This window comes from Phyllobacterium endophyticum (assembly GCF_003010935.1).
GTDB lineage: Bacteria > Pseudomonadota > Alphaproteobacteria > Rhizobiales > Rhizobiaceae > Phyllobacterium > Phyllobacterium endophyticum.
In genome coordinates this window covers 643843-659001 of the sequence record NZ_PGGN01000002.1, presented here as the reverse complement: position 1 = coordinate 659001, position 15159 = coordinate 643843, and the positions used below count along the sequence as shown (strand labels likewise).

12 protein-coding genes and 1 tRNA gene are annotated in these 15159 nt (G+C 56.3%); 10 read left to right on the top strand and 3 right to left on the bottom strand.

The genetic code is table 11. From position 1 onward, the window contains the following. The first annotated feature begins 239 nt into the window (after positions 1–239). Complete coding sequence (locus tag CU100_RS27075; protein ID WP_210204083.1) at positions 240–2342, top strand: hypothetical protein; 2103 nt, start codon at positions 240–242, stop codon at positions 2340–2342. Between the two features lie 294 nt (positions 2343–2636). Here CU100_RS27075 and CU100_RS11255 read toward each other — a convergent pair whose 3' ends face one another. Next, on the bottom strand, positions 2637–3269 hold the full coding sequence (locus CU100_RS11255) for a 3'-5' exonuclease (protein ID WP_106716663.1): 633 nt from the start codon (positions 3267–3269) through the stop codon (positions 2637–2639). Between the two features lie 338 nt (positions 3270–3607). On the opposite strand from CU100_RS11255, the gene CU100_RS11250 reads away from it, so the two are divergent. The 4 genes from CU100_RS11250 to CU100_RS11235 are packed head-to-tail and all read left to right on the top strand — an operon-like array spanning position 3608 to position 6565. After that, entirely contained in the window at positions 3608–4426 is an 819-nt protein-coding gene (locus CU100_RS11250) for a transporter substrate-binding domain-containing protein (RefSeq protein WP_106717229.1), read from the top strand. Between the two features lie 54 nt (positions 4427–4480). Beyond that, complete coding sequence (locus CU100_RS11245; RefSeq protein ID WP_106716662.1) at positions 4481–5128, top strand: amino acid ABC transporter permease; 648 nt, start codon at positions 4481–4483, stop codon at positions 5126–5128. Further along, the gene (locus CU100_RS11240; RefSeq protein ID WP_106716661.1) at positions 5128–5790 is read left to right on the top strand and encodes an amino acid ABC transporter permease; all 663 of its coding nucleotides are present in this window, start codon (positions 5128–5130) and stop codon (positions 5788–5790) included. The genes CU100_RS11245 and CU100_RS11240 overlap by 1 nt, the downstream gene beginning before the upstream one ends. Position 5791: 1 nt before the next feature. Beyond that, entirely contained in the window at positions 5792–6565 is a 774-nt protein-coding gene (locus tag CU100_RS11235) for an amino acid ABC transporter ATP-binding protein (protein ID WP_106716660.1), read from the top strand. 187 nt (positions 6566–6752) lie between these two features. On the opposite strand, the gene CU100_RS11230 is transcribed toward CU100_RS11235, so the two are convergent. Both CU100_RS11230 and CU100_RS11225 read right to left on the bottom strand, forming a co-directional pair. Continuing rightward, entirely contained in the window at positions 6753–7580 is an 828-nt protein-coding gene (locus CU100_RS11230) for a manganese catalase family protein (protein WP_106716659.1), read from the bottom strand. Positions 7581–7734: 154 nt separating this feature from the next. Next, a tRNA-Ser gene (locus tag CU100_RS11225) sits at positions 7735–7824 on the bottom strand. Positions 7825–8059: 235 nt separating this feature from the next. On the opposite strand from CU100_RS11225, the gene CU100_RS11220 reads away from it, so the two are divergent. The 5 genes from CU100_RS11220 (at position 8060) to CU100_RS11200 (ending at position 15074) form a co-directional block, all read left to right on the top strand. Next, positions 8060–10507 carry a mechanosensitive ion channel family protein gene (locus CU100_RS11220; protein WP_106717228.1) on the top strand — a complete coding sequence of 816 codons (2448 nt, stop codon included), beginning with the start codon at positions 8060–8062 and terminating at the stop codon, positions 10505–10507. Between the two features lie 273 nt (positions 10508–10780). Next, positions 10781–12070 (top strand): septal ring lytic transglycosylase RlpA family protein, encoded by a 1290-nt coding sequence (locus tag CU100_RS27485; protein ID WP_280951596.1) that lies wholly within the window; start codon positions 10781–10783, stop codon positions 12068–12070. Continuing rightward, entirely contained in the window at positions 12039–13262 is a 1224-nt protein-coding gene (locus CU100_RS11210; RefSeq protein ID WP_106716658.1) for a D-alanyl-D-alanine carboxypeptidase family protein, read from the top strand. The genes CU100_RS27485 and CU100_RS11210 overlap by 32 nt, the downstream gene beginning before the upstream one ends. A gap of 73 nt (positions 13263–13335) precedes the next feature. Beyond that, a complete protein-coding gene (tmk, locus tag CU100_RS11205; RefSeq protein ID WP_106716657.1) occupies positions 13336–14016 on the top strand; it encodes a dTMP kinase in 681 nt (226 codons plus the stop codon). Further along, entirely contained in the window at positions 14013–15074 is a 1062-nt protein-coding gene (locus CU100_RS11200) for a DNA polymerase III subunit delta' (RefSeq protein ID WP_106716656.1), read from the top strand. Before tmk ends, CU100_RS11200 begins: the two co-directional genes overlap by 4 nt. Positions 15075–15159: the final 85 nt, after the last annotated feature.

The following is a 15159-nucleotide window of genomic DNA, read 5'->3' as shown; positions in this document are numbered from 1 at the left end:
GACTGCAATTAGTAAATCGATTTATCATATAGTACTATCATTGAAGATCGTCTTATTCACTGCGCCCACAATTCGGTATCCAAACGCCACATCGGGCAGGAAAGCTTGGTAGCGCGCTTTCTAATTGCGACGGCGGGTAGGGGCGGAAGAAAGAAGTTAACGTTGCCGTCGGCCCATGCCGGTATAATAAGTGCTATCATCAATTCGGCACTGTAATCATTTGGCGTTGGGATCAGGTCATGGGCATGGGCGCACGCGTCATTTTTGCAATTGCTTTGTTTGCAGCCATGGGTGTCGCATGGCTGGCATTTCAGGATTTAAGTTTTGAGCGCGACCGCACCCTGCCAGAGTGGAGATCACTGTCTGAAGCCGAAAACCTGCTCAGGCAAAAGCCGATTCCAGAAGCGTGGGCAGCGGGCTTGTTTATTTCGGAGCGGGGATTGAACACGGCACTCGAGAGCTTGAAAGACGCACAAATTGCCTACGATCCCGAATTGAAGGCAGATGAGGATACAGTCGTACACCTGCGGAATGTTAGCGTCGACGTTCAACCTGGTTTCGCCTGGGCATTCCTCCGCCTCGATGCCTATTCGAAGAAAAGGAATCTGACCGTAAGGTTTGATGGTCAAGCCTCACTCGTCTTCAAAGGGATAAAAGAAGAAGCAAATGGCGAAGCGCAAGCGGTGTTCGCGCTCTCACTGTTGAGACTTGATCCCGACTTTGGATGGGGATGGTTCAATATCACATCGAGGGATTATGCGAGCGACCTCATCAAAACTGGCCTGATGCCAAAGTTCGTCGAGGCGTTCACCATGGATCTCCCGTTTAAAAACAGCTTCGCCTACGATTTGAAGCAAGATTTCACATATACGGTTCCGGTCCGCGATCCGAAAGATGAAAACTGGATCAAGGTCCAGATCGCCGTACCGCCAAACCACCTGTCGCAAAAGATTCACGCCGCCAACGCTGTCGTCCTCAATGGCGGGATATGGCTGCTGACGGATCTCAACGAAAAACGAGTGGCAAGCAGTATGATAGGTGAGCCTCCGCCCGAGATTCAGGATGACATTGTCAGATTGCGGAAGAATCTGGAGCGAATCCGGACACCTAAATTGAACGACGCCGATATTGCTTTTTGGATAAACGGGACAGTAGCTCGCCTTATTCAAGACAAATTCAACCAACTCCCTGCTGCAAACAGGACCGCGACCGTCAAATCGGAGCAATTCAACGGTCGGCTTGCCGATCACGAATGGAGAAACGAAGTTCTCGGTGAAGGCGAAGTTTTCGCCGAGCTTGCCGATCCAGGGGCCGTGGCGGCGACAATAGTGACGAAAGCAGTCGGCATATCGTGGACCAAAGGCAGGCGCTTGAAGGTTTCGCTCGATGCGAAGGTCGAAACCAAGGCATCCGTAGATCTGCATGTCCGCCCCGTCACAGGAAGAGGTGTCCGTACGACGGTCGAACTGGTCGGAAACACAGCCATAGAGCCGGGGTTCGATGCACGCTTCGAAATAGGGGAGGTGGGTGACAACACAATCGTGATGCTAAAGCCCGACATCGGTTGCCGCAACATCAAGCTGGCACTCAAGACAAATGGAAAAGCGGAGTTCGAGGAAGCTTGGGTAAGAGTTCCGTCAGTCGGCGCAGACATAACACTTCCGCTTGGCCCGCAGACCGTTTCGAATTTGCTGCTCTTGAGCGATTTGCCTTTTCGGAGACAGGGCCGTGGCGCGGATGGCAGCCCGCTCAAGGTCATAGCAGGAGACGACCACTTCCTGTTCACCCCGGCGTGGACCGAGGCCCAATACGCGTTCGTCCCAAGACGGGTCGAAGGTGATGATGGAGGTCTCTGGATTGCAGCCAGCCTGAGCACCAGATTGCTTGGCTCGGAGTCGGCGGGCTACGATCGGGCTGCTGCAGAGAGCAAGCTGGCTGCTGCGGCAGTCAAAGGACAGGTCAGGACAAACTGCCCGGGCGAACCCGGCTTGGCGCTGACGATCGGCGATCTTGAATTTGGCGGCAACGAAGAGCTTGCGGGGTTCTTCAAGGAACGAGGGCTGCCCCTGCCGCAGGTACTAGGTGGTTTGCCCGGAATTTCGGGCACAGGCCCGACGATACCATCCCCAATATCGCCCATTCCTGGCTTCAATGTTCCGATACCTTCCCCGCTATCGTCCACTAACGCTCCCACAATCAAGACTATACCGTCCCCGATACCTCCGATACCCACTCCCGCGATGCCGAAAATACCGTCCCCATTGCCGCCAACATCCGACCCCATAATGCCGAAAATACCGTCCCCGCTACCACAAACTCCAGGTCCGATGGGCATTCCGTAGACATAAGACACGGTCTCTTTTGATCAAGACCTTGAACTGTCGGTGTCTGACCTAATGCTGCCCATCTACTGCGCCGCGCAACTCCCTGTTATCTCGCATACGGGCGTTACGCGTGGCTGTGCCGACCATGTGCTCGCAGTGGAAGTCGGATGCTTGAAACCTCCGTTTGGGCGGCGTGCTGGTTGGGTTTGTCTGTGAACAGTTGAAGTCAAAATAAGTAAACTCGGGATGCTGCGATATTCCCCTCGTCGCTTTCCAAGATGTTCCCCACGGTCTCGGTTGCCCGCGTTGACTTCAAGACGATACGAAAGGCGAGGTTCGATCGAAGACTTCGGGCTGCAATCTACCGGTCTTCATCAGGTATTGCAGCGTGTACGATATGGACAGGGCGTCGTCTAGCGCATCATGCCCCTGCAATGGTGGATGTTCAACGTGATAGTAGTCTGCCAACTTGTTGCTAGGGGTCCTTGCGAGATCTTCGACAGGCATGCCCGCCGCAATGAGAAGTTTGACAGCATTGTCGAACCGGTAAGATGGTATGACAGGGTGAATCCCCGCGACATAGCAACTGATGGCAACCATGTTCAGCTCATCCTTGCCCCAGGACCAGAATCGAGCACCATCGGAAAAATCATCAAGGGTAGAAAGGGCCTCCTGCAAGGTCAGGCCCTCGGCGGCGATGTTCTCTTCGGTGATGCCGGTCAAGTTGGTGAAATAGGGATCGAGCGGATATCGTTTGCCAAACCGATCAATCGGTCGAACATATGCTTTGAAGCTATCCAGGATAGGAAACTCGCCTTCGAGACCCAGCTTGACGGCTCCGATTTGGGCTATAACTGGGTCGGGGTCGATCGCAGCGCACCAAAAGCGGCGCTGCGACCCCTCGATACACAGAAACTCGCAATCAAATATAATAGCTGTCTTCATGATTACCCTCTCAAGCGTTTGCGCCCAGCATCGGCAGCGCATTTAGCGAGCACGATACGGATATGACGTCAATCTTCTTGCCTTCCCTCGCGGCTGAAACGTATGAGTAGACTCCCGAGTTCGGTTGCTTGGCCGACTCGCGGAAACAAGGTCTTCTCGTGCGTTCAGACATGGCGTTCTTGCGCGGCGAGACGTGATGCGTCACGCTGACGATAACTCGAAGGTGGAGGCAGCCGGTTGCGCCCAAACACGTGCATCGGTACGGCACCCTTATCTGGAATAGGAGCGACGTAATGTTGTTCGTATTCATCCCGTTGGTTCAAAAAGGAGCAACTGCAATGAGCATTCACATGAAAGTCAAAGGCACGCTTCTCGGCTTGGCTGCACTTTGTCTTGCCAGCGCCGCCGAAGCCGACCAGCTCGCAGATATCAAGGCGGCTGGGAAGATCGTCACCGCCACCGACATGCACTACGCACCATTCGACATGTTGAATAACGGCACCTATGAGGGCATGACGAAGGACTTGTTCGATGAAGTTGCCAAGGAAATAGGGGCCGAGCCCGTGTACCAGGATATTCCCTGGACTGCCGAGTTGCCGGGACTTGAGGTGAAGAAGTTCGACATCGTGATCGCCCCGGTCACCATTACACCGGAGCGGCTGGAGCGCTATGGCTTTACTTTGCCTATTGCCGATGCGACCGTCTCGTTGCTCAAGAGCGCGAACAACAGCGAACTTACCAAACCTGAAGACATCAAGGGCAAGACCGTCGGCGTCCAGCAGGGCACCGCGCAATTCAAGCAGCTTGAGGCCTATGGCCAAAAGCTGGGCGGTGTGACGATAAAGGAATACGGCACCACGGACGAAGCCTATGCCGATCTCGCGGCCGGCCGCCTGGATGCGGTTGCTGGGTCACTCCCAAACCTCACTTATCTTGTAAAGACCCGCCCGGAGAGCTTTGCTCTGTTTACGCCAGCCCAGTTCGGTGAGCCGAAATATTTCGCATGGGTGGTGCGCAAGAATGCTGAAAGCGAAAGCTTTAGAAAGGCCATCAACGACGCGATGATCAAAATGACCGATGACGGGCGCATCAAGTCTATCCAGGAGAAGTGGCTGGGCAGCTATACCGAATTGCCCCGGGAAGTTCCGACCAAGTAACTTGCTCGCGGGCGGAGATAGCTCCGCCTGCAGGCCTGGGCATAGCGAGGGCGGATGTTTTCCTTAGCGGTATTCTTTCAAAGCTTCGGGCCATTGTTTTGGGCGGCGCGATATACACTGCTGATCTCGGTTCTTGGCATCGGGTTGGGTATCGTAATCGGCACGCTCATTTGTGCCGCTCGCCTGTCGCCGTACCCGCAACTGCGCAGCTTTGCGGGGATTTGGGTCAGCTTCTTGCGCGGCGTTCCACTCCTGGTGCAATTGCTCGTGTTTTACTATGCCTTGCCAGTCATCGGCCTGGACGTGCCGGCAATGGTCGCCGCCGTCGTTGTTGTGGGCATCTGCGCCAGCGCCTATATCTCCGAAATCTGGCGCGGCGCGATTGCGGCGCTGCCGAAAGGACAAGCGGAGGCGGCGGACGCCATCGGCATGACGCCCGTCGACGTCTGGACCCGGGTGATCCTTCCGCAGGCCGTGGCGCTTTCGCTGCCGGCTTTGATCAATGAACTCATCTTGCTGGTGAAAGCATCTTCGCTGGTTTCGGTCGTCGGGATTCTCGAAATCACTCGCGCCAGCCAGGCGCAGGCCGCCACCACCTTCCGCCCGCTTGAAGTCTATATAGCGGCCGCTTGCATCTATCTGCTGATCAATTTGTGTCTGGCGGCGCTGGGACGTTATATCGAACACAGGACAAACGTTTGATGGAATGGAGCGTTCTGCAGCAATACGGCCCTTCGCTGCTAAAGGGCTTCGGCAACACCATCCTGTGCTGGGCGCTTGGCACTGTCTTCGGCATGGCGCTTGGCCTCGTCATCGCGCTCATTCAACGCTATGCGCCACGTTGGGTAAGATGGATTGTCCAGGCCTATATCGAAGTGATCCGCGGCACGCCCTTCCTGGTCCAGTTGTTCGTGCTCTACTATGGCGGCCCACTCGTCGGCCTGCGCCTTGACGCACTGCCTGCAGGCCTGCTCGGTCTGACAATCTATGGCAGTCCGTATTTCGCAGAGATATTCCGTTCCGGCTTCCGCGCCGTACCTCATGGACAGATCGAGGCAGCCCGTGGGATCGGTATGTCGGAAGCAGATGTCGTGCGGCGTATACTGCTTCCTCTCGGCCTGGTTTCTTCTCTGCCGGCGCTGGTAAACTTCTCGATCATCCTCACCAAGGAAACGGTCATCCTATCGATCATTACCGTTCCCGAACTGCTGTACCAGGTGCAGCGCATGTCCGCAGAAACCTTCCGCTACGTGGAGGCAAATCTGGTGCTGGCGTTGTTCTTCTGGGGCCTGGTAGAGACGATCTCGCGCGTCGGACTAAGATTGGAAGCGCGCATCACCAAACATCTGATCGAAAGGACGTAAGATGCTTGCGGCGTCATCAGTCGAAATGCGCAAGGTCAACAAATATTACGGCAAGTTTCAAGCGTTGAAAGACGTCGATCTGTCGATACCACCCGGGAAGGTCACCTGTCTCATTGGCCCTTCGGGTTCGGGGAAATCGACCCTCCTGCGCTGCATAAATTTTCTTGAGGAGTATGATTCCGGTGAAGTTCGCATTGATGGTCAGCTTATCGGCTATGATGCGCCTAACAAGAAGATGTCGGGCCGCAAGCTCCGCGAAATGCGCCGATCGATCGGCATTGTGTTCCAGCAGTTCAACCTCTGGCCGCATATGACCGCCAAGGAGAATGTGGCTGAGGGGTTGATCCGCGTGCGCCGAATGTCGAAAGCCGATGCGGATCGGCGTGCCAGCGAGGCACTGGCCAAGGTGGGGCTTGCAGACAAGTTCGCAAGCCATCCATCGCGGCTATCCGGCGGTCAGCAGCAGCGCGTTGCAATTGCCCGCGCAATCGCAATGGAACCCAAGCTGATGCTTTTCGATGAACCCACATCCGCGCTTGACCCGGAACTTGTGGGCGAGGTGCTCAGCGTCATGAGGACCCTGGCTGACGAGGGGATGACGATGGTTGTTGTGACGCATGAAATGGGTTTTGCCGCCCACGTCGCCGACCAGGTCGGCTTCATGGAGAAAGGTGAACTGATCGACATCGGCAGCCCCGATCGCATTTTACATCGTCCTCAGGACGCGCGTATTCAGTCGTTCTTGCGTACCTATCACGAGCGCAACAGCTTCTGAGTTGATCATACCGCGATGTTGGCTGCCTTGAAAAGAGAGCTGCTTAGGTCGGCTGGTGACGCGCCGTGCGAAATTGGGCAAGGGTCCAGCGTCTACGGAACCTCGGCCGGACCAAGCGGACCGGCCGAGTGAACGCTGCAAGGCCACCGCGAGCCGCGCTCTCCCTCGGACAGACCAGGATAGTCAACTACTTGAGCTGTTCTACTTGGGAACCGCTTTCAGGACGCGGCGGAGCAAGCACGGGTTCGCCGCCAAGAGGCTCTGCAACGACGCTGGCGAATTCTCCTTTGCCGTCGATCGACGTTCCTTTTGACCAGCGACCTTCCGGCGGCTCCACGCCATCAACCAGGCAGTTGACAAAGGCATAGCTGAAACCTTCCTGCTCCTCAGTCTGCGGGAATGAATTCGGGATAGGCAGCGAGGCCTGCAGCCCGCCCATATCCTCAACTGCCGCCAGCCATTGTTGCTGGTGCATGGTGTCTCTGGCAATAAGAAATGACAGCATGTCCTTCATGCCGGGGTCGTCCGTCATGTTGTAAAGCCTGACCGCAAGCACGCGGCCACTGCTTTCGGCGGTGACGTTTGCCATCATGTCCGCAGCCAGATTGCCACTGGCATAGACGTGGGACGCACAAAAGGGAATTCCATTGGCGTTTTCGGGCAAGGCAGCGAGGCCGGTGGAGAGGATATGTCTGAAGTTCATACCGTTGAGAACGCCGCCACCTATCGGATCCGCCGATACTTCCTCCTGCATGGACAGCGGGGCATTTTCCAGGTTCAGGGCTACAGCGGTGGCCAGCATCTCGATATGTGCGAGCTCTTCCGTGGCAGTGTTGAGGAGCATGTCACGGTATTTCGTCGGGCCGCGTGCGCCCCAAGCCTGGAAAAAATACTGCAGTGCGACGCGAATCTCGCCTTCAACACCGCCTATGGCTTGCTGCAAGGCTCGTGCAAAGACCGGGTTTGGTTTTTCGACACGCACTGGGAATTGCAGCTTCTTGTCCGTATAATACATCAATCTTCCTCTCTGTTAGTCTGAATTCGAGTGGGGAAACGCTGGGTCAAGACCCGGTGAACCCGACGAACCTCAGAACATATCGAATGTTCCCAGAGTGGATGAAATCCGAGGCAGTCTGAATTTGAGTCGTGGAATTCTCTTATGAGAGGTGTGGCGGAGGGGGTGGGATTCGAACCCACGGTAGGCTCTCACCTACGCCGGTTTTCAAGACCGGTGCCTTAAACCGCTCGGCCACCCCTCCAGCCCGTAAACGCCTGTTCTCACCTTAGGCGTGCGCCCATGCGGTGCTATCTGCGTTTCGGCGGTCTATATAGACTAACGAATGGCCGCGTCAACATCTCCCCGGTTGGGTTCTGGATGCTGGCGGGTAACAATCGTGGGCTTCTCTTCCTCGATAAAGCGTAAAATGCCTTGATTGTGCCGAGATGAACGGGCAATCGTCAGCGGCAAGCTGTTCATAACTGGATTTGACCCTCGTGATTCCTTCCTTCGTCCGGCAGATTTTTCTGGCGATTTCCACGATCTTGTTCGTTGCGGGCACGCTCAATCCAGCGGCGGCACAGGCTCCGGCCACGGCCCAACCCCCGGTCACCGGAATTGTCGCTGAACAGCGTCCCGTGATCGATGCCGTGAAGAAGCAGATCGCAGACTACGCGCAGCAATTGGAAAAGGCCGATACCGACGCGGCGTTGGCGGACCTGCGCCTGAATCTCGAGGCCACGGCGAAAAAGCTGCTGGAAATAGGCGTGTCGTTCAGGCCGCGTGTCACCGAGATCAACTCACGTCTGGATCAACTGGGTCCTCCACCAGCTCAGGGTCAGCCGCCGGAAGCCCAGATCGTAACCGATGAACGGACGAAACTGACGACCGAAAAGGCCGAGATCAACGCTGTCCTCGGTGAAACCGAGGATCAGCTGATCGCCGTGAACAAACTGGTCGATGGTACAGTGGACGCGAGGCGGGAGTTGTTTGCCAACACGCTCTCGCAGCGTGTCGACATCAACTACTCGCTCGGTAGCGAAATTGCGGATGCTTACGGCCAGGAACTGCGCACGATGAACCAGGTCATCTCGTCCTGGTGGCGCTTCGTTATCGCATTCAAGTGGCAATCGATGCTGGCCGCCGCCTTTTTTGCCGCCCTTGCGGCTCTCGTGCTGCTGATCGGCGGTCAAAGAACACTTGGCCATCTGTACCTGCGCGATGCGCGTATCGAATCTCCATCCTACCTGAGCCGTCTTGCTGTCGCCTTTTGGTCGACGCTCATGCGATCGGCGACCGTCGTGGTCTTTCTCGCCACAACCTATCTCTTCATGAACTATTTCAATGTGTTGCGACCGGATATCGCATCGCTTTTTTACATGCTTTTTTCTATCATCGGCATTGTCTATTTCGTGCACGCTCTTGCCCAGGCGGTGATTTGCCCTGGCGCTCCAAACTGGCGTCTGGTGCGTGTCGCGCCGCGCCCCGGGCGCATCCTGATGGTGTTGATCACCGCTACCGCGACGATTACCGGACTCGACTACATCGCCGATACAATCAACCAAATTGCCGCATCGCCACTGTCGCTTACCGTTGCAAAGAGCCTTTTTGCCACTGTCCTGGTCGGGCTTCTCATCATTGCCATTGCGTTGCTCAAGCCGCTTGAAGACGAGGAGACAGGGAACGTCAAACCTTGGCCGAAGGCCATGCGTGTATTTCTCTATCTCGTCGGACTTGTCCCCATAGTTGCTGCGCTTATGGGCTATATCGGTCTGGCCCGCTTCGTATCTCAGCAGATCGTCATAAATGGCGCAGTGATTGTGACGATGTATCTCGGCTTCCTGACGGCAAGGGCTGTGTCCGACGAGAATGCACTCGCTGGCACGAAGCTCGGGCGTGCTGTACAGGCGCGACTCGGTCTCGATGAGACAGCTCTGGATCAGTTGGGTCTGGTGCTGAGCATCGTCATCAACATCTTGGTGGTGATGCTGGGAATTCCGATCATCCTGCTGCTGTGGGGATTCCAGTGGAGCGAGATGTCGGCATGGTTTGTGGCAATCGCAACCGGCTTCCAAATCGGTTCGGTCAATATTTCCCTGGTGGCGATCGCCATCGGCCTCCTGTTGTTCGCGCTTTTTTTCGGATTCACCCGCTGGTTCCAGAACTGGCTGGACAATCGGGTCATGGCGCGGGGAAGGCTCGACTCCGGCGTTCGAAACTCGATCCGAACCGCTGTTGGTTATCTTGGCCTCGGTGTTGCCGGCGTCATTGGCATATCGGCGGCTGGCATCAATCTCTCCAGTCTCGCACTCGTCGCCGGCGGCCTCTCGCTGGGTATCGGTTTTGGCATGCAGGCAATCGTATCCAACTTCGTTTCCGGCCTTATTCTTCTTGCTGAACGTCCCTTCAAGGTTGGAGACTGGATCGAAACCGGTGGGGTAGGTGGCATCGTCAAGAAAATCAGCGTTCGCGCAACGGAAGTCGAAACCTTTCAGCGACAGTCTCTCATCATTCCGAACTCAAGTTTCATCAATGGCAGTGTTGGTAACTGGACGCACCGGAACAAGTTGGGACGGGTGGATATTCCGATCGGGGTCTCGCACAAGGTGGACCCGAGGCGTGTGCATGATATTCTGATGGAAATCGCCCGCAATCACCCGCTCGTCTTGAAGAATCCCGAACCGTTCGTCGCGTTCAACGCCATAAGCGAGTCAGTCATGCAGTTTGAAATTCGCGTTCATCTCGCCGATCTTTCCAACTCCGGTACGGTGCAGAACGAAATTCGCTTTACTCTGATCGACCGCTTTGCCGAGGAGGGGATCGAAATACCCTATCCGCAGCGGGACGTTAATCTGCATCTCGAAGATGCCGAGTCGATCGTCGAGATGCTGACCGACCGGGTAAGGGACAAGCTCGCCTCAGAACCCAAGAAGATCAAACACTGAACAACTCCCGCTGTGAGTCCGGCGAACACAAAAAGTGAATTGATTGCATTGGGCGCCATCCAGGCGGGTAGAAGCGCGGTCGTTGCGCCAGTTTAGCCCTATATCGTTAAGCTGGTATCAATCTATCGGTGGCATTGATAGGCATGGTGTATATCCCATGACAGGTTATGTGGTTGCACCGGCATTCTGATCTGTCTATCAAATATAAAATTCTTGGGGGCGGTCCCGCGTGGCCGGCGGTTTGCATTGTCAAAAGCCAAAGCTTTAAGAGTTATGGGTGTAGTCGCGATGGGCGCCATGATGGCGGCGTGCGCGTCATCGCCGAAGGTCACCACGGCAGCCAAGAAAAGCCATGGCAAGGAATATTTCGCTGAATCGGAATACGGCGTGAAGGCAAGTCCGCGCGTCGTCATCAACTCCCGCAACATGCCGCGTGGCGGCGGGCGGAACCAGACGGGCCGGCCTTACCAGGTTGCCGGGAAGTGGTACTATCCGAAGGAAGAGCCGGGTTATGTCCGCAAGGGCAGGGCATCCTGGTATGGTTCGGCGTTTCACGGACGCTTGACCGCCAATGGCGAGGTCTATGACACGAACCACCTGTCGGCTGCTCATCCGACAATGCCGCTGCCAAGCTACGCGCGCGTCACCAACCTCAGCAATGGCAGTTCTGTCATCGTCCGCGTAAACGATCGCGGTCCTTATCACAGCAATCGTCTGATCGATCTGTCGCAACGCGCCGCCCAGCTTCTCGATTACCATGATACCGGAACCGCTAGCGTCAAGGTCGAATATGTCGGCCGTGCTCCACTTGAGGGCCGCGACGACAGTTTCCTGATGGCCTCCTACCGTGGCCCCAATGCGCCTGATCCGTTCGGTCAGCCTGCGTCCGGGATCATGATCGCCATGAATGGACCGACGCCGACACAGAGTGCGCCTGTAGCGATTCCGGGCATGCGGCAAGCTCAACCAACCGGCGTGCAAGTTGCAAGCATAGGCAATCAGCCGATGTCGCTGAACGATCAGGCCGCGCAACTTGGGGCGCCACAAATGTCGGAGCCGACGGCCAGCCTGATGGATAATTCAGGCCTGTCCTTCAATATGGATATCGTTCCGGTTCTTCCGTTGATCGGACCGTTTATCGAGGACAAGCCAACCATTCTTGTTGGCTCGCTCAAACGCGGAAAGGCCGCATCTCCGTTCATCAGTTCCTACGCCAGCGAGCGTGTGGCAAGCGCCAACGACACTGTTGAGGCTGCAAATAATCTCCTCTCGCCAGACGCTATTTCGAATGCATGGAAAAATCGGAGCCAGCCGCAAGCCATTATCCCTTCGGGCGAGTATGTGGATGTCGGGCTATTCGCCAGCGAGGCAGATGCTAGAAGGGTGATGTCAGCACTTGTCACATTGGGCAAGGTTGATCTTGCTGAGATTGCCAGCCCGGAAGGGCCAAGGATTGGCTTGACGGCTCGTGCAGGTACAAGCAGGAACACCGACGCGCTGCTCCAAGCGGCATGGAACGCAGGAGCTGTCGATGCCTTCGTCGTTCGCGATGACGGCAATTGATTTTCGGAGACTTGGCCAATTCCTGACGGCGTTGGTTCGCAGTATCGCCCTTGGCGCGGCGCTTGCGTTGGCTGGTGAGGCCAAAGCGCAGGACACGCAGTTCGAAACCAAGGCCAAGCAAGCCTTGATGGTCGAAGACCAGACCGGAACCATCCTTTATGCGAAATCGCCTGACACGCTGATCGAACCGGCCGCGCTTGCCAAGCTGATGACCATGGAAGTAGTTTTTCATGGCCTCAAGACAGGCGAGATCGCACTATCGACGCAGTATGTTGTCAGCGAAAACGCCTGGCGGACAGGCGGAGCGCCTTCAGGCGGATCGACTATGTTTGCCAAGCTGAAATCCTCCGTCAGCGTTGGCGACCTGATCCAGGGGGTCATCGTTCAATCGGCCAACGATGGCTGTATCATCCTGGCGGAAGGCATTGCCGGTTCAGAACAGAAATTTGCAGAGATGATGAATTCGCGCGCGAAGGCCATCGGGTTGAAGCACTCGACATTCGTCAATTCGACTGGACTGCCCGACCCGAAGCAGCGAATGTCCTTGACGGATCTGGTCGCCTTGGCTCGCCATATCAAACGGGAATACCCGGAATATTACCGGACTTACGCGCAGGACAACTTCACCTGGAACAACATCTTCCAGCGCAATCGCAATCCTTTGTTGCGGTTGGACATTGGCGCTGACGGAATGGGAACCGGCTATACCGAGCAATCCGGCTACGGCATCGTCGGCTCCACAGAGCGGAACGGCCGGCGCTATATCGCGGCACTCAGCGGGCTTGCCAGCGACAAGGAACGCGCCGAAGAGGCCAAGCGCATTTTCGAATGGGCCTATCAGGCGTTTGAGGAGGCCGACATTTTTGCGGCAAACGAAATCGTCGGCGAGGCAAAGGTGTTTGGCGGGGTCAGATCCGGTGTCGCGCTGAAAGCACATGAGAAAATCAGTATTCTGATACCGGTCGCCAATCGTGATCGTCTGAAAGCACATGTCGTATACCAGGGTCCTCTGGTGGCTCCGCTCAAGGCCGATCAGCAGGTAGGTATATTGCGCATTTGGATCGGTGATGCGCTTGTTCAGGAGACTCCGGTCTATACGGCAGAAGCAATCGACAGCGGTGACCTGAAAAAGCGATCCCTCGACGCCGTATTGGAACTGGCCACAGGCTGGGTCCGGCAACTCGATTTCTGAAACGATAGCGCCTCGACCTTTTCTTTTCCGGAGGCTAGAACCATCTGCACGAACAGTGACTTCGTATCGAAAGATGGCTGACAGCGTGCAAGGACTTTTCATTACATTCGAAGGAGGCGAGGGCGCCGGTAAATCGACGCAGATCGCCCGATTGGCCGAGCATCTGCGGGCAGGCGGCGACAACGTGCTTGTGACGCGAGAGCCGGGCGGTTCTCCAGGCGCAGAGGCCGTGCGCCATGTCATATTGAGCGGCGCTGCCGAACCCTTCGGACCGGCAATGGAAGCGTTGCTGTTTGCCGCTGCACGCAATGACCACGTCGAGCAGGTGATCCGCCAGGCATTGAAGGCGGGACAAATGGTACTGTGCGATAGATATATCGACTCAAGTCGCGTCTATCAGGGCGTTACTGGCGACCTCGATCCCGCGCTCATGCGTGCCATCGAGCAGGCAGCCATCAACGGCTTAATGCCGGATATGACAATCATCCTTGATCTGCCCGCCGAGATTGGCTTGCAACGCGCTAATGCACGGCGCGGGGAGGTAGCGGCCGATCGCTTTGAAAGGGAAACCATCGACCTGCAGCGAAAACGGCGCGATGCATATCTTGCCATCGCGAGCGCGGAGCCAGAGCGGTGCAAGGTCGTCGATGCAGATCGCCCTCCAGATGAAATTGCGCTCGACATCGCCGCGCTGTCTGACCAATTGAAGGCCAGCCGGGGGATGAATTCGCAAAGTATTGAGGTGGTGAAATGAGCGACGCCGTTCTCGACGTTCCTGCAACGCACGACTCGATCGACGGTATTCCTGCGCCGTCTGCCAATCCTGCACTTTTTGGTCATGGCGGCATCAGGTCGTTCCTGGCGCAGGTCTATCAGTCGGGCCAGATGCACCACGCACTGTTGCTCGAAGGTCAGCAAGGTGTGGGCAAGGCTACCCTGGCGTTTCATCTCGCGGGTCATATGCTGAAGTATCCACGGGAACGCGACGCACCGATCACGCTGGCCGTGCCGGATTTCGCGGCCGCACCTTACAGGCAGCTCGCAAGTGGAACGCATCTTTCGGTGCTGCATATCAGCCGGCCCGTTGACGCCAAGACCGGCAAGTTCAAGACCGGCATCACGGTCGACGAGATCAGACGTGTCACCCATTTTCTCAATCGCACGGCTCATGATGGCGCATGGCGCATTGTCATCGTCGACCCTGCCGATGACATGAATCGCAATGCGGCCAACGCCTTGTTGAAAACACTTGAAGAACCACCGAAACGAACACTGTTCATTTTGATCTCGCATTCATCTGGCCGGCTGCTGCCGACAATCCGATCCCGTTGCCAATCGATCCGGTTCGAGCCGCTTGAGCGCAATGACCTCTTGGCAGCGCTAATGGCTATTAATCTGGATCCCGCACAATTGCCGGACGCGGATTCGCTTATCGCCCAAGCCGATGGCAGCGTTCGCAAGGCGGCCTTGCTTCTGGCGTTTGGCGGGCTTGAAATTTCCAGCGCAGTCGATGCCGTGTTGAGCAATCGTGTTTTCGACGTGCCGAAGGCGCATGCACTTGCAACGGCGCTGTCCGCACGCGACGCCGAGATTCAATATGACCTTTTCCTAGATGATCTGCTGGGACGCATCGCCGTGAAGGCGCGGCTGGGCGCAGAGCAGGGCGACGTTTCGCAAGCCAACCGCTGGTCTGCCATCTGGCAGGAAATGCAGAATGAGGCGAGGGAGGCCGCTGCTTTCAACCTTGATCGCAAGCAGACTGTACTGATTTTCCTCGGCAGGACGCACCGGGCTCTTTGGTCGCCAAGTTGACGGTATCGTTATGGGCGTGGAGTATGGCAATCAGGCCTGACTTGCGTTATGTCAGCCGAACGTTTTTTCCCAGATTACCGAAATC